Origin of the sequence: Sphingobacterium sp. UBA2480 (genome assembly GCF_002341965.1) — a bacterium.
Taxonomy (GTDB): Bacteria; Bacteroidota; Bacteroidia; order Sphingobacteriales; family Sphingobacteriaceae; genus Sphingobacterium; species Sphingobacterium multivorum.
The window spans coordinates 547,991-570,260 of record NZ_DDPA01000007.1 but is presented as its reverse complement, the minus strand read 5'-3'; the positions used below and the strand labels follow the sequence as shown (position 1 = coordinate 570,260).

The following is a 22,270-nucleotide window of genomic DNA, read 5'->3' as shown; positions in this document are numbered from 1 at the left end:
GAGCTCCATCCTCCATCAGCCCGTTACAAGTACATCGATTGGTGTATCGAGCTAGTCCTGCAAATATCCATGATATCCAGCAATAAACATCTCCACAACAAATCGTAAATCATTAATAAAATTAAAGCCGCCTGATGTAGCAAAATCAGAGCGGCTCAGCTTACAGCACAGGAAAGTCTGTAAAGGTTACCTACCAGTGGAACTATTAGCTTAAAACAAACGCACTTTAAATCCCAGTTGATACTGGTCAATATGTGCATCCCAATTGTCTACAATTTTATTATTCTTTTTGAATTGTCGGTATCTAAAATACAGCGCGCCAAGATCTATCCCTAATGCGTAACCTATCCGTGTACGACTGTTGAACGCTGGTTTTCCATCATTAAGTTTATACCTGTCGTCGTTGAGCAACATATTCAAGTCTAGGCCACCCAAGATTGAAAATTTTCTCGTAAAATTAATTTTTAGGTATACGGGTGTATTGAGATATTTCAGCGAACGGGTCCCCTTGGATAAGCCTTCAGCAAGAGATGCCGTGTTACCATTGACACGAATTCTGGTTAAGTTGTAACTAGGCTCAACTTGAATATCCATCTTGCTATTAAGTCCAAAAATCAAATCCCCTCCCAATTGATATCCCATTCTATTGGCGCCAAATGCATTGCCACTTGCACGCGAAATATTACCACCCACCCGAAGTCCAAACCCCATTTGTCCGTAACATGCGGTCTCGAAACATAACAATCCCATGATCAAAAAACTAACTAGTGTACAATGCTTCAACTTTAATCGATCTATCTTTATCATTTTTATCATAAAACACACCATTACATTAGACCGATGACTGTTTTCCTGCAATTTGCAACTTCACAAAATAGGCAATATTATTCTTCTTTATACCTTCCTTCAATAGGCGTGCTTCCTCTGTAAAGTACGTATGGTTTCGTAAGAAGACCAGGGTCAGTGCATACCATATGCGTTCATCGATCACCTGATTCTTTCTATAATTTACCTCCAGATACATCCTTTGGTTAAGGTCAACAAAGCTTTTACTTCCCAAATGAAATGAGACCGCATCCGAAACCACAAATCTATCCTCGGCCGTCAAGGCATATTTTTCACTTAGGGTCATTACTGCGTTTACAATATCTCGAACCCTTTCAATGGTGTGAAAATATAGCTGTGGGTTGTGGTTCTTGCGGTAACTATGCACTAAAAAAAGATCTGCCTGCTCAAGTAAGTTTGTGTAATCCATTTAAACAAAGCTAAAATTTCGTAAAAAATAGATTTAACATATTATACCAAAGGGCTTATTTTTTATACCAAAAGCCCCCTTTAAACAAAAAAGGCTAGGTGTGATTACCTAGCCTTTATCCTTAATTTTCCTTTTTCTATCAATTATCCTAAGCGCCAAATCGCTTTAGATCGTTAATTGCTTTTATTTATTAAACTATTTGATCGTTACAGCAAAAGCATATTCATCTGGAGGAAGACATTGTGAAGCGTCACAAGCTTGCCATTCCACGGTACCTTTTACTGTTGCTGTTCCTTTCTTGAGCGAAACCTTTTGCTGAAAGATCACTTCATTGGTGAAGTATCCCACATCCATTTTGAAAACCTCTTCGTGTTTGATCTTCGGTTTTGGTTCAGCCGTCTTACCGACCAAAACGTAGTCAGCAGCTTTACCGAAATTGAAAGATGTTGGAATTGGGCCACCGTCTTTTACATTTTGGGAGTAAATGTGCCAACCATCTTGAATAGTGGCCTTCACATAGACCATAGCTTCCTTGTTGTTCAATTTTTTGCTGGCCACAGTCCATTTAACAGGCTTATGAATCTGAGCGAATGCGCCCGAAACGACGAACATAACCACGGTTAGTAACAATAAAATCTTTTTCATCTTTGTATCAATTTTTCAGTTTATTATTTCATTGGCAGTACATCTTAGACAGTATTTCCCCTATGAAAGATCCTGTCTAAATACTTACAACAATATTCGTTATAAACAGAATAAAATACAACACCACTTTAATAAAACAATAAATTTTACCAAAAAACACACATAAAACCATATTTTTTACAATTTAAAGTTTATTGTTTTTTCAATTACAATAATATATTCAAAAACCCTATCAGACTAAAACAAAAGGCGTTGTCAAACATTGTCTGCTGTGGGCTTGTGAACACGTTCTGCTCTACAACTTCCATCCCAAGCTAATCAATTATACATAATTATCTGTATCTTATGTATAATTCACATTTATGCCATGGCTATACCAACCACAAAAGACGAACTCCTTCAAGCTATCCGTATAAATTACAGCAAGCTTGTCTGTGAACTTTCCGATATTCCGAACGATCAAACTAATCTTCTTATACTCCAGGGTCATGCTAAAGGAACAGTAATGAGTATAAATAACCTAATTTCCTATTTAATTGGCTGGGGTGAGCTGGTTCTCAAATGGAATAAGAAAAGTGAAGATGGCAAAGAGGTTGATTTTCCGGAGACTGGTTTTAAATGGAATGAGCTAGGCAAACTGGCTCAAAAATTTTATCAGGATTATAACAATCTAGATTTTAATACTTTGTGCGCAAAACTAGACCAAACTGTTTTAAAAATTGTGGAACTCATTGAGCAAAAGACAGACATGCAGCTTTATGGTGTATCGTGGTATGAAAAATGGACCTTAGGCAGAATGATTCAATTTAACACCGCTTCACCTTATCAAAATGCAGTCGGGAGGATCCGTAAGTGGAAAAAAGAGAAAAAATACTAAACCATCGCTGGATAAGTATTGTTATTCAATAAACACATATATATTTATTACTATGGGAAATCTATTATATACTATCGCTGTTATTTTGGTCCTGATATGGGCAATCAGTTTTTTTGGAGGCTTTGTTGGCGGAGGGCTAATTCATATTCTTTTGGTAATTGCAATCATCGCAGTACTTTTACGTGTGATCAAAGGAAACGCGTAACAGATTTTTTCGATAAAAGTTTGGTTAGAAAAAAGGTCCTCATTTTGGAAAAGAGGACCTTTTTAGGGTGCTAATTACTGTGTTGATATTATAGATTCCGTTTATATTAAATATTAAGATCTCCTTCTTTACCTATATCTTGTGTATTGCCTGTAACAGCCGCTTTCAACATTTTAAACAAGTTGATGACCATATTTGAGTTTGAATCCCAATAATGCGCTTCTTCAGGTGTGATCTGTAGCAATTGGATATTGGGATCTTCTTTTCCTTTCTTAAACCAGCCTTCCATCATTTTGTTCCAATAACGGTCTATCCTTTCCTGATCCCGCGAAAGACTTGCTTTACCGTTTATACTCAAAAAGGTGTAGGTTTTGGGATCGGCATAAAATAGGGAAACTTTGGGATCCTGTGAAATATTTTTAAACGTCTCACTTTCTGCCGAACAGATGTACCAAATGTCACCATTTGCATCCACTTCCTGTCTGCTCATCGGAACACCATGGGGATAGTCAGAATCCGATGGAAATGAACAGACTGTTCCCACATCAATTTGATCGACGATCCCTTTTAGCTTTTCTAGCGCTTCTTTATTATTCAAATTATTCTCTGCCATAATATGTAGTTTATTCATGAACAAAATCCCGTCACAAATCGTTTATTTTTTTAGCAAATTTGGGCATCCTCCCGCAGTTGAAGATGAATAGTACGAACCTAAAAAAGGCAAATCAAGTAATTTTACGGGTATTTATTACTAATAATATTAGTAATTTTACAGCAAATTATTGGAGAACATATCATGTTTGGTTTTGATGATAAATTGCAAATATTAGCTGATGCCGCTAAATACGACGTAAGTTGCAGTTCAAGTGGAAGTAAACGAAAAAATAGTGGTGGAATAGGCGATTCATCGGCTAGTGGCATTTGTCATACCTACACCGAAGATGGCCGTTGCGTCTCTCTACTAAAAATTTTAATGACCAATTACTGCATCTACGACTGTTCCTTTTGTGTTAGCCGACGTAGCAACGACGTGCAACGCGCAGCATTTTCGGTGAAGGAAGTTGTCGAATTGACCATGAATTTCTACCGTCGAAATTACATCGAAGGTCTTTTTTTAAGTTCGGGTATTTTCAAATCTGCAGACTACACCATGGAACGCTTAATGTTAGTCGTCAAGAAACTTCGGACGGAAGAACGTTTTAATGGTTATATCCACCTCAAAGCCATCCCCGGAGCAAGTGAATCATTATTAAAAGAAGCAGGTTTATATGTTGACCGAATGAGTGTAAACCTCGAAATTCCTACTGAGGAGGGACTCAAACTTGTTGCTCCGGAAAAGGATCATCAGTCCGTTCGCGAGCCTCTGGGGATTATTAAAAATGAAATTCTCAATCTTCGTCAGGATCGAAAAAAAGACAAGAAAGCACCCTTATTTGTACCAGCAGGCCAAAGTACGCAGCTGGTTATTGGAGCAACTCCAGAGAGCGACCTACAGATTATGCAGGCGGCCAATACATTCTATAAAGATTACAATCTCAAACGGGTGTATTATTCGGGTTATATTCCCATCAACGCGACCGATTCCAACCTTCCCCAAATTGGAACAACACCGCCTCTTGTACGTGAAAACAGACTTTATCAGACAGATTGGCTACTTCGATTTTATGGTTTTTCGCTTCATGAAATACTCAACAGCACGCATCAACATCTCGATCTAGAAATAGACCCTAAGCTTGCTTGGGCGCTACGCAACCCGCAATTCTTTCCTATCGACATCAACAGCGCTACTTATGAGTGGATTATCCGAATCCCGGGTATTGGCAGGCAATCTGCCAACAAAATTGTACAGTCGCGCAAATATGGAAAATTAAAGGAATATCAACTTCGAAAAATGGGAATTGCCTATAATCGCGCCAAATATTTTATGGTTTGCCAGGATACACTCATCGCTGGAGGCTTCCACTATCCCGAAAACATCAGAAAGTCTATTCTTGAAAGTAATCCTCGTACACAAGCCAAGGCTTCCAATACACAGCTAACACTTTTCTAATGGACTATATTTTTGACGGAAGTTATTCCGGTTACCTCTGTTGTGTATTTGAAGCTTTTGAACGGAAAGAATTTGATAGCATTCCCACAACAGAAAAGTCTATGGCAATTAGTATTTTTTCGGAAAAGCGACAGGTTCATACTGAGGTTAAAAAAGCCATGCGCATTTTAGTGGGAATGGAAAAAATACTTGGAGCACAAGAAACAAAAATCTTTTATCATAATTTTTTGTCCGATAATCAATCTGAATGGCTCAATGGATTTCAATTGATTGTTGAACTTTTTCGAAGGGGAAAATTAGATATACGCAATTATGGATACCCACCCATACTCCGTATCCATCAGACAGTCAAAAAGATAAGCCGCGAACGACACCGCATGAAAGCTTTTATCCGATTTGTCAAGTCTAACGATAATCTCTACACGGCCATCGTTGAACCCGATTTCAATGTGATTCCCCTGGTTGTAGACTTCTTTAAAAACCGATTCGCCGACCAGTGCTGGTTAATTTATGATATACGGCGAAACTATGGCTTCCATTATGATGGCAAAAATATCTTGGAGGTATACAACAACAATAAAGACGAGGTTCAAGATCCATATCAGCTAGAAGTGGATCTCGATCCTCAAGAAAAAGATTATCAGCATCTCTGGAAGACTTATTTTAAAAGTACCTCTATTGAATCACGCAAAAACCTGAAGCTTCATTTAAGACATGTTCCCAAACGTTACTGGAAATATCTCGTCGAAAAACAATAAGTACCTAAATACAATAAGTCCCAAAATAGCGAAAACCCCGTTCATAAAATCATTTTGATCCACCAAACAACTTGCTGATCAACCAAATGACAATTGCGACTACGACAACAACCAATAGGATACCCGACCATACGCCTGCTTTAAATATACCTTCAATTGCTGCACAACTCGACACGAGCATCAATAAACTCGACATGAGCGCAAATGGAATTATCTTTTTCATAAATACCTGTTTTTATTATTAATCGTAAGTATGACAATGCTGGCATAGAAAATGTTTTACAGCAAAGACGTTCATGTACTTTTTACTTCTCATTGCCGATTCATCTGATATTTTCACTGTATTAAATACCTGAGCAGTCCGTATTTTTTTGTCAAATAATGAACGCTCTACGTTATTTATGCCCTAAAAATACGGTTAGCGAGCCTCGGGAAAGTTTTGGGTACAGCATTTGATTCTGTTTACACAAATAGCAAAATAAAATTTAAACAACAATTGACTAAAGATATGGATACGATACACCAAAAAGCACAAAAAATGGGATTGGAAAAAGGTTATTATCTATTACTAATGGCTATATTGGATTTACCTGTTGATGATAAGGAAAAATCGGAAAAGAAAAAATAAGGTTGCGTAGGCTACAGGACATTTTTTTTGAAAAGTAAAGCCTTTTTCAACTACATGAAAAAGGCTTTTAATCATATTTACATCAACAATTTTTCCTAAACTCCTCAGGACTCATTCCTTTATTTGCTTTAAAAAAAGTACTGAAATATGGTACATTTTCAAAACCGAGTTCAAAGGCAATTTCTTTTACCGTTTTAAAGGTATGATAAAGCAATCGCTCGGCCTCCAATAGTATCCGTCCGCGGATAATAGTGCCGCAGCTCGTCGATCTGTTTTTTCGACAAATCCGATTAAGATAGTTGATCGATATATTCAATTGCTCTGCGTAAAATGACGGATAACGCTGCTGTGCATAATGACTATCAACCAAAGATTCGAAACTCCGGATTTTATCGTCATCTTCCTCCTGCTTTGCAGCCACATGATCGACCACGATTTGCCGTCCCAAAATCTGGAGCAGCATGGTTAAATAGCGGCTCAATACACCGTGAGCACTCAATTTAACTGAATTATAAGCTGTTTCCATCAAACTTACTATATGTAGACAACTGATGATATCTTCTTTCGATAGCACAAAAGCGTGTTTACATCTACTCCTTAAAAAATGAAAGAAGTTTCTTACAGCAGTGTTCTGACTTTCCATGAGAAAGGATGCTGTAAATAAGACACTGTATCCTTCTACAGACGAACCTGCATGAAAACTACACACACAATTTGAATTTATGCTGATTATATCATGGGCAGCTATAATCTGTACGCTCTGATCCGCTACCATAGACAGTTCACCACTATTGATAAGCAAAAGGGTATAAAAAGACCTTAGGTGGAGCGTATTTTGATTTGCTTTAGCTTGTAAAAAAGCTGCTATAGGCATAATAACGATTCCCTGCGAAGTGGAATCAATATCTTCTAATTTTAGAAAATCTAGTTTCTCTTTTCGTATTACCATTTCTTTATGATTATTCTGTGAAAAAATATTTGTGGAATAATCAAATGATTGGCGGTCTAAAAACTTCAGGCAGTATACCTCCGAAGGTATCGGAGACAAAGTCTTTCGGATAGACAGTTTTCACATCAGGTACTATTGGAGAGTACAGCAAGACTCCCTTCACATACTGCACAAAGACCAATATTTCCATCCCCTTCATTTTGGCGAGCACATTGTTCACATCCTTTTGTTCAACCGTCTTTTCGCTAAGGAAACAGAAGCCTTTACAGCTCACTGCCGGTTCAAAACGATTGACACAGAGGTTTTGCTCGATATAGGTACGATTGCACTCAAATTCAATAAATGCCCACAACAGATTGGTTGCCTGCACACATATTGCCCAAGCCATTGTCATACAAAACCACCATCTACAGTGTTGAGACTTCATTGATCCGATCTATTTTGTAGTGCTATTACGTTCGCGCAAATATTCTAAAATGGCACGTGCCTCTTCTTGCTTCAAGCCCAAGCTAATCATTGGCGACCCATACTCCTTACTCAGTGCTTTCGCGTCGGCATCTTTCTCCAGCATGGTTGCCGGATCTAGCATCATGTTCATAATCCACTCCGGGGTACGACGTTTGATGACAGCGTCCAACGATGGACCTACCAATGTACGATCAAAACTATGGCACATTGCACATTTCGACACAAATAGTTCTACGCCCCTATTTGCAAGCTGCGCATCAAAAGGTTTGTGTTCGAAGGAAGAAATAGTTCCCACCCCTTTGGGCCCCTCGGTTTTATAATCGAGCATGGTCCCAGACTCCGCTGCGGAAGGTTGCTGGGCACTATTTTCCTTCTTGACTTTTGTCGCCTCATTTCCGCTACACGCCAGTATAACTACAAAACCGAAACAGCCTAGGATTACGTTGATTCTCTTTTTCATTTTTATTGTTTAAGTATATTGGTAAAATAAATTCTGTTTGTATTAAGTGACCTGCACTAGATATTTTATATCATCCTGATTTGATTTTTTGCCCGCTTTCCATAGTTCGACAATGACTTCCCAACGACCAGGCATAGAAAAATTAACAGTGCCTTCATAGTAACCATTACCTGTACTTTCAGCAGCAAAATTTTCCGAAGACCCCGTTTCCGTAGTAGGCCTATTGGTCTTTAGTTTAATGACATAATGATCTAATACCGGAAAATGATGACCATCCATTTTATTCATTAAAAATCGGATGGGATGCCTTCCCTGCTTTACGCTATCAGGCAATAGGCAGGAAATAAATACGCGGCTATCGTCTCTGGTTCCAGAGCTCATTGTTCGCATGGTTGCTGCTGCAGTAACCGGAATCTTGATGGCAAGTGTATCTTTTATGCGATTGTGACTACGTATCGTATGTAATTGCCAGCCCTTCCCCATCTGCGGGATATCCGCCATAATAAAAACCATTGGGCTGCTATACCAGCCTTCGCCGAGCGCGACGGGATGCTCAAAGGGGCCTCCATGCTTCATACGTCCCATACTCATTTCTGGATAGAAATCAAGGGATTTGTCATTGATCGGAATTCCCGAGGTATCTCTTAAACGCAGATAAATGGTATGGTATTTATTGTTGAGTTTGGCATCCGCATATATGGTATAATTGGTAACATCCCAAACAGTATCCGCTATACGGACCAGATCGGATTCCTTAGGCAAGATAAAATCCGTAGCTTTCTTACCGTTCTTTTTTGAATGATCGGCAGTACAGGATGAAGTTGAAAAAGCAACTGAAAATGCGAGTAGCAGTAAGATTACGCCCCCGACAGTCCCGACACGGGAATATAAATTCATATGTATTAATTTAAATCTTTTGAAAATAGACAGTACCTGCCATCAGTCAATATGCCGACAGCCCGTACGAAAAGCAAAATGACTTAAACCAAAGGTGGATGAAAAATAGTAAAGATTGGTCTATAGCTATAGTTTGCCTGATATGCTGGAAGTAAGGTCTCCGCAGCCGCTTCTTCAAAAAAAGCGATATCAAGGTTAAAACGTTGCTGATTATTGATAAATACAACGTCGATTATACGAGATTCCAGGTTCTTTTGTTCCTTCTCCTCATGTTCACGCATTTTCTTCATCAAGATACATTGTCCTCTACAGGAAAGTGCCTTTTCGTTGAATCGATTGATACACTCATTCTTAGCAATATAATCTCTGTTAAATTCAAAAACAGTCCATAGCCATACCGACGAGAAGCTCTGCAGGAGCATCAGCGGCAGTAGAATCCATATCAATTGTTTCGCTTTCATGTATCGCTAGTGCAGCAAATATACTAATTATTGACATACCAGCAACGAACTGCCTCTTTTCAAAACGCTCAAATGTTTTCTAAAACATCAAGAAGTTTTAGTACATTTAGCTAAAAATCACGCGCTTTGAACAAATGAAGTTTAATCCTCTTTTAGTCATTAAATTATTACTTGGGCTGTTTATCTGTATCGGAATAGCTTTGACAATATTCATGATGGTTCATGGCAGCAAAATTGTGGGGGCTTATGTCGTTTCTGTACTTTTCATACTATTCCCCGGTATTATCCTGTACGGTATGACCCTTGGATTTCGAGTATCCGAGAAAACCATAACACGACAGATTGCCCAACAGGAAAGTGTAACATCCGATCATAAAGGCATATCCTATCAAATCCCCTTGCTAAAAACAACCCAATTTATCTCCTGGGAAATTATCGAGACCATTATCTACAGCAACTACCACAGCGACGACCAGGCGCAGTTTAGCTTTTATCTGACACAACCGGCAATTCAAATCGCGTCAGAAAAGCCAGGATGGTTAGCGAAAGTTCTCCTACCCTTGATTAAAACAAGTAAAAAGGTCGTTATTTACGAAAATTGCATCAATTTTCGCGAAATCCCGAAAATGCTAGAAAAACATTTTTCCTCCATCAACCCTGTTGACATAAACGAAGTCCATGGAAAAGGTACACTACTGAGATCAAAGACCATCTTAAAGGAAAATACGATTCAGATCGAAGAATATTGGAAACCTAATCCAAATTTTGAACCTGAAAAAGTTATTTATGATCGATACAACCGGACGATTGATGAACTAAAACAATCAAAAAACAGCTAAAATTTGTTTTCCTGGGCAAATTCACACACGTCGTCGTGCAACATTCAATAGGTATTGCTTATTATTTAATATTACGTTTGTGGATTGGCTGGGTGATATTTATGTCCGCAGCTGAGGCAAGCAGAATAAAAATCCAAAATAAGCTGATCAGAGATATGACATAAATTCCAGCAATTGTTGCTGATAAAATGGATAAATTTGTACCTGTTAACACTATTGCGATGATTAAAAGAATAACAGCATATTGGAATGACCGTAGTAGCTCCTGGCGCAAGGAAAGGGATGAAGCTTGGTCCAGGCCGGAGACCGAACGCTGGCTAGCGTTTTTCAAGTCCGTCCGTAGCCAGGCTTCGGGCAATAAGGTACTTGAAGTCGGTACTGCTACGGGATATTTCGCCAACATTATGACCCTTGCGGGTTTTGAGGTTACTGCCGTTGACCTCTCCCCGCAGATGATTGAATATGCAAAACTCGTCAGCCAAGAACTAGAACTTCGCGTAGACTATCGGGTCATGGATGCGCAAGTACTACAGTTTGAAGCCAACACCTTTGACTTCGTCTTCACCAGGTTGATGACGTGGACCATCCCCGATCTCGAAAAATGCTACCGCGAGATGGAACGTGTGCTCAAGCCGGGCGGAAAAATGATCAACCTAGATGCCGATTTTGGGAAAACGGTCTTTAGTACCGAAAGGCACGATGAATGTCCATCGGGCGCTATAGATCAGATCAATGACATCAAATCGGCATTAGACATCAGTGCACATCAACGTCCTGCCAAAGACATCGAACTATTGGAAGCAGTTGGATTTGGTTCTATTAAAGTCGATATGGATGCCCAAAATCGTATTCTTGAACTCCCTTTCGAAACTGAAGGACTTTTTATGCTAGAAGCTCTCAAAAAGTAAAGCTTTTTTAAGACCTTTGAGGTGTTTTTCGTCTGGAAAAGCCGCAAAATGATTGATTTACGGATCTTTCATACCAACTGATCATTCATAAAAAACTAAGTTTGTCATTTAATTCTTCATAAAAAAAGCCCGATATAGATCGGGCTTTTATAGTAGATTGATTGTTATCAAGAGACAGCCTGATAAGCCTTCCGCGGAAACGAGATCCGAACAGAAACGCCTATACCATGCTGATTCTCGAACTGCATTTTTCCATCAATCCGTTTGATCAAATCCTTACAGAGGGAGATACCCAACCCTGCACCATTTTTGTTTTCAGATCTTTTACGGTCCCAGCTATTAACAAAATTTAAATTGTGGAGGACTTCCGATGAAAGTTCTTCCCCATCATTGCTAACGATAAGCTCCCATCGATCGCTTTGGTCATCGATCAATTGCAGCACGATGCTACCGCCGACTCGTCCATATTTAATGGCGTTGCTAATCACATTTCTTAGCACAAAAGCGAGAATTCCTTTATGTGTATCCGCGCAAAAATCCGGATTCACCGAATTTATGATCTGTATATTGAAACGTTGGATTTCTAGCGCATAGATTCCCAATACCGCATCAATTTGATCGCGAATATTACAGTTCTCGGTATTTTCAAGCTTATCTCGAAGTTGTGATTCTGTCCAAAGTAAGACCTCTTCCAACATCGTCCGCGATCTGGCCACCTGGCCTTTTAGATTTAAAAAAATGAGTTTAAGCTCCTCCTTATCAACGAGAGAAATATCATCAATCGCCAGCAAAATTTCGACCCATGCAAATGGTGCCCTGAGATCATGCGATGCAATGGATAGGACTTTAGTCTTGAAACTCTCAGCAATTTTTAACTCCTCATTATAATGATGAATACGAATTGCCTGTTCACTGAGAATACTGTTGGCAGTCGTTAATTTGAGCTGTTCGACCTTTAGCAACCGGTTCTTTCGTATTAAAAAGTAGATCAGTACACCTATCAGCGTTTTACTGATGACTATTCCAACAATAAGTAAAGTAATAATAGTTTGGCTTTGCACAATTTTTAGGTAATAAATTAATAATAATGACTAATGGATTATCAAAGCTAAACAATCACGTGCTAATTAAAAAATTTACCTTAAAACGAATCTCACTAATTTCGATCAATCGTTGACCTTATTCACAAAAACTTAATCATTTGAAAATATAGTATAAATAAACTTTGTTTAGTATTGCATAACTTATGTATTTTTATGCAAAATGAAACAACTAGCAACATATTACGTTTTTGATCAAGCTAATACGGCGCTCGCTAAAGTGAGCAAACCTATTCCACCTTTGAAAGATGGCGAAATTTTGGTCAACATACGCTATACCACTCTTTGTGGTAGTGATCTTCATACCTATTGTGGGTTGCGAAACGAACCATGTCCTACGATTTTAGGTCATGAGATTGTGGGCGTTATCGCAGCGATTTCTTCTGATCATAGCGGACTTGATGCACGAGGCAATCAGCTACAGATTGGCGACCTAATTACCTGGACTGTTTTTTCCAGTGATCCCAATAGTGCCAATTATCAGCCGGAGATTCCGCAGAAAAACGATAAGATCTACAAATATGGTCACCGTCAGATAACCGAAATGGATGACCTTCATGGTGGATTGGCAACCCATATCATCTTACGGCCAAATACCTGCATACGAGTACTTCCAAAAGATATCTCTCCTGCAGTAGCTGCCACCATCAATTGTGCTGTTGCTACTTCGGCAGGAGCCCTTCGCCTGGCAGAGACCATTACGAAAAAAAACATTCATGTTGCAGGCATTGGATTATTGGGACTGGTTAGCATTGCCATGTGCAAGGAAATGGGTGCTAAAAGTATCATCGCTTCTGACATTAATCCTGCACGTTTAGAACTCGCTAAAAAATTTGGCGCGACAGCTACAATAGATCTACGTGAAACCACATCCAGCACAGCATTAGAAGCTACAGTTATAGACCGATTTATCGACATGAGCGGCTCGCCAGAGGCGATGGAGCTTGGCATCGATACATTGGGGCTCCATGGGAATGCTGTTCTCGTAGGTGCCGTGTTTAAGCAGCGCGCTACTGGGATAGACGCCGAAAAAGTAATTCGAAAGATGCTCACGATCAAAGGACTGCATAATTACAACTATACCGATTTCTCTGTCGCTGTAGACTTTATCATTGAAAACTGGCAAAAGTATCCCTTTGAATCATTGATCGAACGTGAATTCCCACTTGCTGAAGTCAATGATGCAATAAGCTATGCGTTAACGCACAAACCAATACGAGCAGGTTTATTCGTCCACCCCTCAACGGAGCAGCTTTAATGGAAAGAAAATTTAGAAAAGATCAGTGGAAAATGTTGTCTGTAACCATGTTTTGTTACTTATTCTTTTACACAGGTCGACACAATTTTGGATGGGCAGCAAGAGGTATTGCCAAAGAGCTAGACATCAGTTTTCAGCAAGTAGGCTGGATCAGTTTTGCAATGTTAATGGGCTATGCGATCGGCCAGCTCATCAATGGAAATCTAGCCGATCGATGGAGTCCCAAAATTATGATTGTCGCTGGAGGAGGCTTGTCCATTCTCTGTAATCTCGCCATCAGTTTCGCTGGTTCTTATACAGCTATTTTGGTTCTTTGGACGCTGAACGGTTATTTCCAATCCATGGCATGGGGCTCAGGAGGTAAGCTTATTTCCAATTGGTGGAGCAGCTCCGAACGTGGCAAGGCTTTTGGCTTTTATACCATGGCTGCCGGAAGCTCCTCCGTTTTGACCTTTCTGATGGCTTTGGTACTCGTCCAACAGGAACAAAGCTGGCGCACCCTATTTCGCTATCCTATCCTATTTCTCGCTGGCGCATTATTGGTCTTTCTTTTTGTCGCATACAGCGACCCTAAAAAAAAAGGCTATACTCCTGCTGACGAAAAAGAAGGAATCGCGGAACCGGAAGACACACAAGAACAAGTTGCAGCATCCGAAAAACAAGAAAACTGGAAGCAGTCCTATCTGCATGTATTTCAGCATCGCAACTTTATGATCGCTTCGCTCGCCATTGGTTTTCAAAGTATGGCACGGTATGGCTTAATCTTTTGGGTACCGATCCACTTTTTAGGGAACAACTACAAAGAATCATCAGGCAATATGTGGTTAACCTTACTCATCCCCATTGGGATGGCCCTTGGTGCTGTTTCTTTCGGATACATTTCAGACCTCGTCTTTAACAAAAACAGAAGTAAATCGATCGCTGCGGGTATGATGATCAGCTGCATTATTGCCCTTCTCATTTATTTGGTACCTGTTCACAATCACCTCCTGATGGGCATACTCATGTTTACCTCAGGATTCTTTGTGTATGGTCCGCAAGCCAATTTCTGGACCCTGAGCCCAGATCTGCTTGGAACCAAACTTGTTGGAACAGGTATCGGCGTGATGAACATGTTTGCGTATGTATTTGCGGCCGTTGGTGAACCTTTGTTTGGTAAGCTGATAGATTACACAGGCAACACGGCCAATATATTTCTTTTTGTTGCATTGATATGTGCGATATGTGCAACAATCATTGGTTTTGTCCGAAGTCCAAAATCAATATCAAATAAAAAGCCATGATAAACCGAAAACAATTCTTAAAAACTTGCAAAAATGCGTACCGACTTTGACACAGCTCCAACCGAGAAGTTGATGCTAGACATCAGAACTTAAAATTCGGTGTTATCACCGATCTACATTACGATCTGATGCAGGATGGGAACCGTTGTACCCAACGCTTTATCGATGCAATGAACCACGAACAACCCGACTTTATTATTTCCTTAAGTGATTTTTGTGTTCCCAAAGGAGGACATTCTACCCCATTTCTTCAAAAGTTGACTCTCGTAAACTAATGTGCTGATTCGACCATCAGTCAATACCATGGTAAAATAATCTCCTGATCAACTTTAATGATTGGGTTTCACTTTTGTTTCGCTATTGGTCTGATTGAGGATTACCTGTTGAATCGGCAAAGCCATATCGATACCTTCATCAGCAAACGCGTTATAAATCTTGGTTAATAGTCCGCTCTTGACACTACCACCGTCTTTAGATATTCTGACCCAAAAATAGAGTTCGACCACCACTGCCTGTGAGTTTACCTGTGCAAACTGCACAGCAGTACCCCCAGAAGAGAGAATCTGCTCGTCCTCATCCATTATTTTTTTGAGCAACTGAGTTACCCTTTCAAGATCTACCCCATATTTTACCTCAAGCCGAATGCAGAGACGTTTTTTTGCCCCACCCTGACTCCAGTTCATCACATGCGCATTGAGCAGGTCCCCATTGGGCATAATCAGATCCGCGCCCTCGGCCGTCGCAATGACACTGCTGCGAAACCCTATCGATTTCACTTTTCCCGATCGCCCACCGATCTCAATTAGGTCGTCCACATTCACAGGCTTTTCAAAGGCAATAATCAAACCACTCACCAGATTGTTGACCAGCGTCTGCAGGCCAAAGCCTATTCCTACCCCCAATGCCCCTAAGATAATACCAATCTGTTGAACAGGGATCCCCAGTGCCGAAAAGGCCAGAAAAAATCCAATCACGATAATCGTGATCCGAACGAGTAAAATCCAGCTTCCCAGTCGAAATTTGTTCTGAGCTGCCCCATCCTTTTTCTCCCATTGGGAATCTGCTGCGAAATAGGAAACAATCTTTGAAAGCACCGTTGCACAGACCATAATGAATAGAAATACCAGGAGGTTATTGACGGAGAACTGATAGTTACCCAAGCGGTGTCCGGTTTCCAAAAAATCTCGCAAGGGGTCTGCGAGGAATCTGAATTCGTAGAAATTTCGGCCAAAGAGCACAAACCATCCAACAATCAATACCGCATAAAAAAAAGCTGGAGCTCTTTTGCCTACCCTATTATAATTAATATAAAATAGTCTTCTTTCCTGCTTCTGATAGACCGAAGAAGCCAATTGCAATCCCTCATTGACCAATCGAATCACCCACAAAAACAAAATAAAGACTACAGCATTTGTTAACCCTGCTACCAGAAGAACTTTACTGAGGTTAAAACGGCCGAAAAGATTCAGTATAATGGACGCAAATTCCAGGAAAACCATAAATGCGATCGGAAAAAGTATCCAACGTTCTTTTATCTCATCGCGACGTTTCTTATGACAGAGCGCAAGCAGACCCACCAGGCAGGCAAGGGCGGCAATGACAAGAATCAGCCAGCGTTCCAACCGTGAAGGTTGAAGCACCAGGTTATCCAATCCGGCAAAAATAAAAAGGGTTAAAATGGAAAGCCAAACCTTCATCCAGTACCCCGTTATTGCCGGTCTAAAAACAAGAGATAAAAAGATTGACGCAATCGTCAAAATTGTGATCGTGAACACAAAAGGTGGCGTCGGGAATATAAATTGCATAACACACAATCCAATCGTCAATCCGCTCAATAGCGGTCTATGCAGTAACAGACTTGCCTGAATCACATTTTCATCGTTGATCTTTCTACGCAAGACATGGACATAGATGACCACAATCAAAGTCCCCAAGAAAAAGAAAAACAGCTTTCCAAGATGCGCCCTTAAATAATAGAAGTAGAGCAATTTGGCTTTCACGAATGAGAAGTAAAGGATTTCATTCATGGGTCGTTCAAACTTACTAGGGACCCAAATATTGACAAAGTTGCGGCCTATCGTTCGGTTTGAGAGTCGGTTCTGGTAATATAATACCTCCTCCATATCCGATTCCAGCCGTGCTAGCTCTAAATTAATTTTATTTTGTAATTCATGCACACCGTTAATCCGTTCTGCCAATTTCAAGGTGATGGGTGCGATCTCCAAAGCAATCACCCGAATCCTGCCCAGATAACGGGCAAGGTTAGCAGAATCTTTGGAAATAACAAAAAGTGCAGGATCATTACTTAATGAATCAAGTTCCAGCTGATAGTTTGTGAGCCGATCCTGATAGCGGTCTATGTCACGTTTTAAGCTCCTTACTTCAATGGACAAAGCATTCAAAATATTAAATGTTACGGTAAGATTGCGCGAAGACTGTGCCGACCCTTTATTCTCAAAAACACCGTCCTTAGCTATATCGTGTAAGGCGACCAATTCTTTCAACCCTTGGTCCACACTCAACGAATCGAAACCTTTATGCAGGAAAGAGCGCGATTGACTCGCCAATAACTTAACATCTTCCAATACCCGATTCTGGCGGATGGCCGCACGATCCATCTCCAAATCCTGGACACTCTTTTTTGCCGATTCTTTAAAAAATCGGTCCATCTTGGCGACGAAACCCGATTGGACCGAATCTTGCGAATTGCCTAGAAGCATTTTCGAACACAGCATGATGAAAAAACACGCTAAAACTTTGCTGTTCATTACAATTGAAGTTTATTTTTTCCTTTAGGTATTTAAATTGTACGCTAAACATCTAAATGTACATATATTACTTCAAAAAACACGCGTTAGATTATGTGGAAATGTAGCACACCGCCATCGTTTTAAAACGCAATCAATAGCCTAAAAACTCGTCCAGGATCATTTAACCAGGCTTCTAAAGCGAATTGCGCATCTTCCGCCCGATAAATAGCTGTTATCAGATCTTCCAATGGACAGGTCTTCATTTCCAGGTAATTCATTACTGCGACAAAGTCTTTTGACGTAGCGTTGCGCGACCCCCTGATATCGAGCTCCTTTTTGACAAAAAACTGTGTATCAAAGGGAATAGCATCTTTTGCATAGCCTATATATAGCACTCTACCCGTATAGGCCGCTGCAGCAATAGCAGCTAAGTACGTTTCTTTTCGGCCAACGGCTTCGATCACGACATCAGCCCCCATGGCCTGGGTCAACATTGCCAACTTCGCATGCAGATCTTCTTCAACACTGTTAATTGTAAACTTTGCACCGAGTTTTCTTGCAAGAGCAAGCTTTTCAACACTGACGTCAACTGCAATGACTGTGGCCCCTCGTAATGCCGCCCGAATGATTGCCCCCACCCCGATCATACCGCATCCAAATACCAATACAACGTCGCTGTCCGTTACCGAAGCTCGATCAACAGCATGAAATCCCACACTCATAGGCTCCACCAAAGCCAATTGTTTGGATGATAGTTGTCCCCCAGCGATAACCTTTTCAATCGGTACAACAATATATTCCGCCATAGCACCATCGCGCTGCACCCCCATGGTCTCATTGTAACGGCAGGCATTAGGCCTATTATTTTTACAGGCCGTACAAACACCACAATTGGAATATGGATTGACGGTAACTTTTGTACCGATCGTAAGATCAGTCACCACATTAGCGCCCAATTCCGCCACCGTTGCCCCAATTTCATGCCCCGGTATCACCGGTAAATTGACCAATGGATTCAATCCCTTAAAAGTATTCAGATCCGAACCACAGAATCCAACATAATCAATTTTTAACAGGACATGTCCCTCTTTAACAGTGGGGCGTGGTATATCCGTGATTTCCACACTCCCCGCTTTAATAATTCTTATTGCTTTCATTTATAAATGGTATCAAGATTTAAACAGCAACTGCTATGGGTTATTGTGATACCAAAGATCATATCAGAATTCAGAAGGTTTCCTATTTCAAAATCTTTGCATTATCATATAGCCAAAAATAATTATATAGCATGGAGAAAGAAACTACATTAGCGATAAAAAATAATACGATATCGACCCATCTCCACTAAGCATCACAAAATGCTCCGTTTAAAAAACACAATTAATTTCCTAGAGATACATCGATTGCGCCAAAAAGAAACATTATCAATAATTGTACGTAAAAACGCTATTTTTTTTTAGAGAAAACGAGTATTATTGTATCTGGGATTAATATTGTATCTAATTATTTTCCGCTTCGCATAATGATAAATAACGAAAAGAATAAACTTGATTTTACACTATTGAATATTGGCTATGCGGAACATCAGGCAGATTGGAATTTTAAAGATATTAAGAGTCCTTTTGCCAGAATACACTATGTCTCTGAAGGAGAAGCAGCTATTATTGTAAATGACGAGGTCATTAAACTCCGACCTGGCCATCTCTATCTCACCCCAGCCTATATCCATCACAGCTATGACTGTTCCGATAAATTATCCCTCTATTATATCCATATTTATGAAAACCCCGAAATAAGATCAAGTATTTTCGACCGTTACACTTTTCCGAAGGAAATCAAATCGGATCAGCTATTGGAGACAGTTATCCAACATCTATATGCTATAAATCCAGGTCGTGAATTAAAAATATACGATCCAAAGGGCTACGATAATTCAACAGAGTTAATGAAAAACATGGCACTGCAGACGGCTTCACCTTTCGCCAGAGCTTCCGAAAACCAAGCGATCATTCATTTATTGATGAGCAGATTCCTTGCGGAAGCAACCAACAAGATACCACAAGTCGAAAAACGCCTTCTACGTGTACTCGATTACATAGACGAAAATATCCATCATCCGATTGCTATCGAACAACTCGCCAATCTAATTTTTATCTCCAAAGATCACCTGATCCGACTCTTTAAAAAGCATATAAATATCACGCCAGTGAATTACATCAACCAGAAGAAAATAGAAAAAGCACAACTAATGATGTTAGTTGATGAAGACAATATTCAACAACTGTGTTTTAGACTGGGCTTTGAAAATATATCTTACTTTAATAGACTATTTAAAAAACTAACAGGCGAGACACCGATGAGTTACAAACGTCGGATAAGCAGATGAAGTAATCCATTTATGAATAAGACCTTGAAGTTGCTAATTATGATGCCCCATCGGCAACTTGATTTTCTTTAGCTCCTCTAAATTATGTATTGGCCGCTCCAACTCATAAGGAATCGGCTGACGTGAAAAACACTGAAAGTACTGCAGACAAGCATCTTTCCACCAAACTGCATCTCTAGTTTGGATTCTAAGTTTAGCTTGAACAGCTGAAAAACGTGATCGATCAATATATCTTTCCATACGATCCCAAATTTTTTGAAACGCTCTCACTTTTTGGACACCGTGATCATAACGGAAACATAATTCGCTCCAAAGCGTATTTCCGCTATTCATTCGATGATTCCAGGAAACATGATGAAACCACAATAAAAGATTTTCCGGACAAGTGGCTCTATTTCCATATATTTCGTTCAATGGTGGATTGTACTGTGATACTGCATTACTTCCCTTGGCTGTTCGGTCAAAACCCAATCCCACGCTATCCGCATTATGGTAGTACCAGGGCATCCAGTCTGGACGCCCCCCCGGAATATCGCCCCAAGGTTCCGGACCGTAATGATGCTCAAAAGCAAAAAGGTGATGTAGACCTAATGGCATCATATAATCGACCGCTGCCTCCCGAGATTCCAACATCAGCTTCTTGACTGGCTCGAGAAACTCCTGCGCTCCCGTAAACGTCAACCGTATCCATTCATCCGCTATTTGTGCTGAAGACAGGCTATTGTTCCAGGCCAAACGGCCGAAAGCATACCAGTTGGCTTGCGCGAAGTGGTGCCCCGTCCAATTGGTATCCAAACCAATATTAGCTACTGCAGCGATTGCCGTTTTACGCCCCGAATGCCTACTACTGTCGGTCTGCTTTGCCACCGTTCCGCCCTTTCCAGTGGCATAGGTTTCACTATCCAATACTTCCTTAAACAAAGGTGCCAAATAGACCAAATGGTTGGAAAATCCCAGATACTCTTGTGTCAACTGAAATTCGAGCATCTTCGCTGTGTTTGGCATCGCCCCCAATAAAGGATTGAAAGGTTCCCGGGGTTGAAAATCTATCGGGCCATTTTTTACTTGAAGAATAACATTGTCACGAAACTGACCATCGAGTGGAACAAATTCTTGATAGGCTTGTTTGGCACGGTCATCTTTAGTCGGATGATAGACAAAAGCACGCCAAAACACGGTACCGCCATAGAGGCTGAGCGCATCGGCAAGCATATTGGCTCCGTCCGCATGGGTTCGTCCATAATCTTGGGGGCCTGGCTGTCCTTCAGAATTTGCTTTGACCAAAAATCCGCCGAAATCCGGAATTAACGCATAAATCTCCTTCACCTTGGATCTCCACCAGTGCTGAACATCCTTATTTAAGGGATCCGAGTTAGCTAAGCCATCTAAATTTTTCGGCGCAGAGAAATTGATCGACACATATATTTTTATACCATATTTACGGAAGACATCCGCCAGAGCTTTAACTTTTATCAGATACTCCTTCTTCAATAGATCCGAAGAAGCATTCACGTTATTCAACACGGTAGCATTAATTCCAATCGAAGCATTGGCCCGTCCATATTGTTCATATCGGGGTGAAAGTTTATTCGGCAATTCCTCCCAGTTCCATAGCGAATGCCCTGCATATCCACGTTCTATTGTCCCATCCAAATTATCCCAATGATTCAAGACCCTAATATCGTAAGACGGTATTTCAATGAATCCTGTAGGAGGTATCCCTGCTCCTGTCTTCTGAAGCCGCAATAAATGATAAACAGCATATAATATACCCGCTGATCGGCCGGCGACCACATAAACCCGATTTTCGCGTTGGCTTATTTGATAGCCATCTTTTAAATCCTTTCTTCTATGATCAAGTTTTAAAATGACATCCCCACCCTTCCAGTAATATTCCAGTTCCTGTTTTGCCAATGCCAATGTAACATCAGTTGATTTTCCTTTTATAATCTGGACGGTGCCTACTGGTTTCTCCTGTTTTGAAAACCGCAGCCATAACTGACTACCGTCCTCAGCTCGTAAAGCAGTGGGAACACAATACAGTATGATCACCAAATAGAAATGAAAACGCATGATATATCTCATCTTGAACT

The 22,270-nt window shown here is 40.3% G+C and carries 23 protein-coding genes; 9 read left to right on the top strand and 14 right to left on the bottom strand.

Translation table 11 applies throughout. The features are described 5' to 3' along the window. Positions 1-210 precede the first annotated feature (210 nt). The 3 genes from B3600_RS15665 to B3600_RS15655 form a co-directional block, all read right to left on the bottom strand. Positions 211-807: an outer membrane beta-barrel protein gene (locus B3600_RS15665; RefSeq protein WP_286753610.1), complete on the bottom strand. Its 597-nt coding sequence runs from the start codon at positions 805-807 to the stop codon at positions 211-213. 25 nt (positions 808-832) lie between these two features. Then, complete coding sequence (locus B3600_RS15660; RefSeq protein ID WP_286753609.1) at positions 833-1,255, bottom strand: hypothetical protein; 423 nt, start codon at positions 1,253-1,255, stop codon at positions 833-835. Between the two features lie 195 nt (positions 1,256-1,450). Further along, positions 1,451-1,900: a protein-disulfide reductase DsbD N-terminal domain-containing protein gene (locus B3600_RS15655; protein ID WP_286753608.1), complete on the bottom strand. Its 450-nt coding sequence runs from the start codon at positions 1,898-1,900 to the stop codon at positions 1,451-1,453. 367 nt (positions 1,901-2,267) lie between these two features. Here B3600_RS15655 and B3600_RS15650 point away from each other — a divergent pair, with 367 nt between their 5' ends. Together B3600_RS15650 and B3600_RS15645 are read left to right on the top strand one after the other, a co-directional pair. Next, positions 2,268-2,777: a ClbS/DfsB family four-helix bundle protein gene (locus B3600_RS15650; RefSeq protein ID WP_201638913.1), complete on the top strand. Its 510-nt coding sequence runs from the start codon at positions 2,268-2,270 to the stop codon at positions 2,775-2,777. Positions 2,778-2,829: 52 nt separating this feature from the next. Beyond that, entirely contained in the window at positions 2,830-2,982 is a 153-nt protein-coding gene (locus tag B3600_RS15645; RefSeq protein ID WP_112376008.1) for a lmo0937 family membrane protein, read from the top strand. A gap of 106 nt (positions 2,983-3,088) precedes the next feature. Here B3600_RS15645 and B3600_RS15640 read toward each other — a convergent pair whose 3' ends face one another. Further along, a complete protein-coding gene (locus B3600_RS15640) occupies positions 3,089-3,595 on the bottom strand; it encodes a pyridoxamine 5'-phosphate oxidase family protein (protein ID WP_070568092.1) in 507 nt (168 codons plus the stop codon). A gap of 183 nt (positions 3,596-3,778) precedes the next feature. Between B3600_RS15640 and B3600_RS15635 the strand changes: the two genes are divergently transcribed. Then, positions 3,779-5,032 (top strand): putative DNA modification/repair radical SAM protein, encoded by a 1,254-nt coding sequence (locus B3600_RS15635; RefSeq protein WP_070568095.1) that lies wholly within the window; start codon positions 3,779-3,781, stop codon positions 5,030-5,032. Then, the gene (locus B3600_RS15630; RefSeq protein WP_286753607.1) at positions 5,032-5,790 is read left to right on the top strand and encodes a TIGR03915 family putative DNA repair protein; all 759 of its coding nucleotides are present in this window, start codon (positions 5,032-5,034) and stop codon (positions 5,788-5,790) included. Before B3600_RS15635 ends, B3600_RS15630 begins: the two co-directional genes overlap by 1 nt. A gap of 49 nt (positions 5,791-5,839) precedes the next feature. Here the strand turns inward: B3600_RS15630 and B3600_RS15625 are convergent, their stop codons facing one another. From B3600_RS15625 to B3600_RS15600, 6 genes are all read right to left on the bottom strand, one after another. Further along, the gene (locus tag B3600_RS15625; RefSeq protein WP_167450493.1) at positions 5,840-6,013 is read right to left on the bottom strand and encodes a hypothetical protein; all 174 of its coding nucleotides are present in this window, start codon (positions 6,011-6,013) and stop codon (positions 5,840-5,842) included. A gap of 487 nt (positions 6,014-6,500) precedes the next feature. Next, positions 6,501-7,367: an AraC family transcriptional regulator gene (locus B3600_RS15620; RefSeq protein ID WP_286753606.1), complete on the bottom strand. Its 867-nt coding sequence runs from the start codon at positions 7,365-7,367 to the stop codon at positions 6,501-6,503. 40 nt (positions 7,368-7,407) lie between these two features. After that, complete coding sequence (locus B3600_RS15615) at positions 7,408-7,794, bottom strand: hypothetical protein (protein ID WP_139145044.1); 387 nt, start codon at positions 7,792-7,794, stop codon at positions 7,408-7,410. A gap of 9 nt (positions 7,795-7,803) precedes the next feature. Beyond that, positions 7,804-8,295, bottom strand: a complete 492-nt coding sequence (locus tag B3600_RS15610) for a c-type cytochrome (RefSeq protein WP_286753605.1) — start codon at positions 8,293-8,295, stop codon at positions 7,804-7,806. Between the two features lie 42 nt (positions 8,296-8,337). Further along, positions 8,338-9,192: a FixH family protein gene (locus B3600_RS15605; RefSeq protein WP_286753604.1), complete on the bottom strand. Its 855-nt coding sequence runs from the start codon at positions 9,190-9,192 to the stop codon at positions 8,338-8,340. Positions 9,193-9,275: 83 nt separating this feature from the next. Continuing rightward, positions 9,276-9,653 (bottom strand): hypothetical protein, encoded by a 378-nt coding sequence (locus tag B3600_RS15600; RefSeq protein WP_115050395.1) that lies wholly within the window; start codon positions 9,651-9,653, stop codon positions 9,276-9,278. 134 nt (positions 9,654-9,787) lie between these two features. Between B3600_RS15600 and B3600_RS15595 the strand changes: the two genes are divergently transcribed. Both B3600_RS15595 and B3600_RS15590 read left to right on the top strand, forming a co-directional pair. Continuing rightward, positions 9,788-10,492 (top strand): hypothetical protein, encoded by a 705-nt coding sequence (locus B3600_RS15595; protein WP_286753603.1) that lies wholly within the window; start codon positions 9,788-9,790, stop codon positions 10,490-10,492. Positions 10,493-10,713: 221 nt separating this feature from the next. Continuing rightward, positions 10,714-11,400 (top strand): class I SAM-dependent methyltransferase, encoded by a 687-nt coding sequence (locus B3600_RS15590; protein WP_167450492.1) that lies wholly within the window; start codon positions 10,714-10,716, stop codon positions 11,398-11,400. Between the two features lie 167 nt (positions 11,401-11,567). Here B3600_RS15590 and B3600_RS15585 read toward each other — a convergent pair whose 3' ends face one another. Next, positions 11,568-12,461, bottom strand: a complete 894-nt coding sequence (locus B3600_RS15585; protein WP_286753602.1) for a sensor histidine kinase — start codon at positions 12,459-12,461, stop codon at positions 11,568-11,570. A 202-nt stretch (positions 12,462-12,663) separates the two neighbouring features. Here B3600_RS15585 and B3600_RS15580 point away from each other — a divergent pair, with 202 nt between their 5' ends. Continuing rightward, positions 12,664-13,758, top strand: a complete 1,095-nt coding sequence (locus tag B3600_RS15580; RefSeq protein ID WP_159333143.1) for a zinc-binding dehydrogenase — start codon at positions 12,664-12,666, stop codon at positions 13,756-13,758. Then, positions 13,758-15,041 (top strand): MFS transporter, encoded by a 1,284-nt coding sequence (locus tag B3600_RS15575; protein ID WP_286753601.1) that lies wholly within the window; start codon positions 13,758-13,760, stop codon positions 15,039-15,041. The genes B3600_RS15580 and B3600_RS15575 overlap by 1 nt, the downstream gene beginning before the upstream one ends. 329 nt (positions 15,042-15,370) lie before the next feature. On the opposite strand, the gene B3600_RS15570 is transcribed toward B3600_RS15575, so the two are convergent. Together B3600_RS15570 and B3600_RS15565 are read right to left on the bottom strand one after the other, a co-directional pair. Beyond that, positions 15,371-17,809, bottom strand: coding sequence for a mechanosensitive ion channel family protein (locus B3600_RS15570; protein WP_286753600.1), 2,439 nt, complete (start codon positions 17,807-17,809; stop codon positions 15,371-15,373). Between the two features lie 122 nt (positions 17,810-17,931). Continuing rightward, the gene (locus B3600_RS15565) at positions 17,932-18,948 is read right to left on the bottom strand and encodes a zinc-binding alcohol dehydrogenase family protein (RefSeq protein WP_286753599.1); all 1,017 of its coding nucleotides are present in this window, start codon (positions 18,946-18,948) and stop codon (positions 17,932-17,934) included. A gap of 365 nt (positions 18,949-19,313) precedes the next feature. On the opposite strand from B3600_RS15565, the gene B3600_RS15560 reads away from it, so the two are divergent. Next, positions 19,314-20,177, top strand: coding sequence for a helix-turn-helix transcriptional regulator (locus tag B3600_RS15560; protein ID WP_286753598.1), 864 nt, complete (start codon positions 19,314-19,316; stop codon positions 20,175-20,177). A gap of 33 nt (positions 20,178-20,210) precedes the next feature. Here B3600_RS15560 and B3600_RS15555 read toward each other — a convergent pair whose 3' ends face one another. Further along, positions 20,211-22,262, bottom strand: a complete 2,052-nt coding sequence (locus B3600_RS15555; RefSeq protein WP_286753597.1) for an alpha-glucuronidase — start codon at positions 22,260-22,262, stop codon at positions 20,211-20,213. Between the last annotated feature and the right edge of the window lie 8 nt (positions 22,263-22,270).

Excerpts from the sequence above, each read along its gene's own strand:
- B3600_RS15665 (WP_286753610.1), bottom strand. The coding sequence starts at position 807 with ATGATAAAGATAGATCGATTAAAGTTGAAGCATTGTACACTAGTTAGT.
- B3600_RS15660 (WP_286753609.1), bottom strand. The coding sequence starts at position 1,255 with ATGGATTACACAAACTTACTTGAGCAGGCAGATCTTTTTTTAGTGCAT.
- B3600_RS15655 (WP_286753608.1), bottom strand. The coding sequence starts at position 1,900 with ATGAAAAAGATTTTATTGTTACTAACCGTGGTTATGTTCGTCGTTTCG.
- B3600_RS15650 (WP_201638913.1), top strand. The coding sequence starts at position 2,268 with ATGGCTATACCAACCACAAAAGACGAACTCCTTCAAGCTATCCGTATA.
- B3600_RS15645 (WP_112376008.1), top strand. The coding sequence starts at position 2,830 with ATGGGAAATCTATTATATACTATCGCTGTTATTTTGGTCCTGATATGG.
- B3600_RS15640 (WP_070568092.1), bottom strand. The coding sequence starts at position 3,595 with ATGGCAGAGAATAATTTGAATAATAAAGAAGCGCTAGAAAAGCTAAAA.
- B3600_RS15635 (WP_070568095.1), top strand. The coding sequence starts at position 3,779 with ATGTTTGGTTTTGATGATAAATTGCAAATATTAGCTGATGCCGCTAAA.
- B3600_RS15630 (WP_286753607.1), top strand. The coding sequence starts at position 5,032 with ATGGACTATATTTTTGACGGAAGTTATTCCGGTTACCTCTGTTGTGTA.
- B3600_RS15625 (WP_167450493.1), bottom strand. The coding sequence starts at position 6,013 with ATGAAAAAGATAATTCCATTTGCGCTCATGTCGAGTTTATTGATGCTC.
- B3600_RS15620 (WP_286753606.1), bottom strand. The coding sequence starts at position 7,367 with ATGGTAATACGAAAAGAGAAACTAGATTTTCTAAAATTAGAAGATATT.
- B3600_RS15615 (WP_139145044.1), bottom strand. The coding sequence starts at position 7,794 with ATGAAGTCTCAACACTGTAGATGGTGGTTTTGTATGACAATGGCTTGG.
- B3600_RS15610 (WP_286753605.1), bottom strand. The coding sequence starts at position 8,295 with ATGAAAAAGAGAATCAACGTAATCCTAGGCTGTTTCGGTTTTGTAGTT.
- B3600_RS15605 (WP_286753604.1), bottom strand. The coding sequence starts at position 9,192 with ATGAATTTATATTCCCGTGTCGGGACTGTCGGGGGCGTAATCTTACTG.
- B3600_RS15600 (WP_115050395.1), bottom strand. The coding sequence starts at position 9,653 with ATGAAAGCGAAACAATTGATATGGATTCTACTGCCGCTGATGCTCCTG.
- B3600_RS15595 (WP_286753603.1), top strand. The coding sequence starts at position 9,788 with ATGAAGTTTAATCCTCTTTTAGTCATTAAATTATTACTTGGGCTGTTT.
- B3600_RS15590 (WP_167450492.1), top strand. The coding sequence starts at position 10,714 with ATGATTAAAAGAATAACAGCATATTGGAATGACCGTAGTAGCTCCTGG.
- B3600_RS15580 (WP_159333143.1), top strand. The coding sequence starts at position 12,664 with ATGAAACAACTAGCAACATATTACGTTTTTGATCAAGCTAATACGGCG.
- B3600_RS15575 (WP_286753601.1), top strand. The coding sequence starts at position 13,758 with ATGGAAAGAAAATTTAGAAAAGATCAGTGGAAAATGTTGTCTGTAACC.
- B3600_RS15570 (WP_286753600.1), bottom strand. The coding sequence starts at position 17,809 with ATGAACAGCAAAGTTTTAGCGTGTTTTTTCATCATGCTGTGTTCGAAA.
- B3600_RS15565 (WP_286753599.1), bottom strand. The coding sequence starts at position 18,948 with ATGAAAGCAATAAGAATTATTAAAGCGGGGAGTGTGGAAATCACGGAT.
- B3600_RS15560 (WP_286753598.1), top strand. The coding sequence starts at position 19,314 with ATGATAAATAACGAAAAGAATAAACTTGATTTTACACTATTGAATATT.
- B3600_RS15555 (WP_286753597.1), bottom strand. The coding sequence starts at position 22,262 with ATGAGATATATCATGCGTTTTCATTTCTATTTGGTGATCATACTGTAT.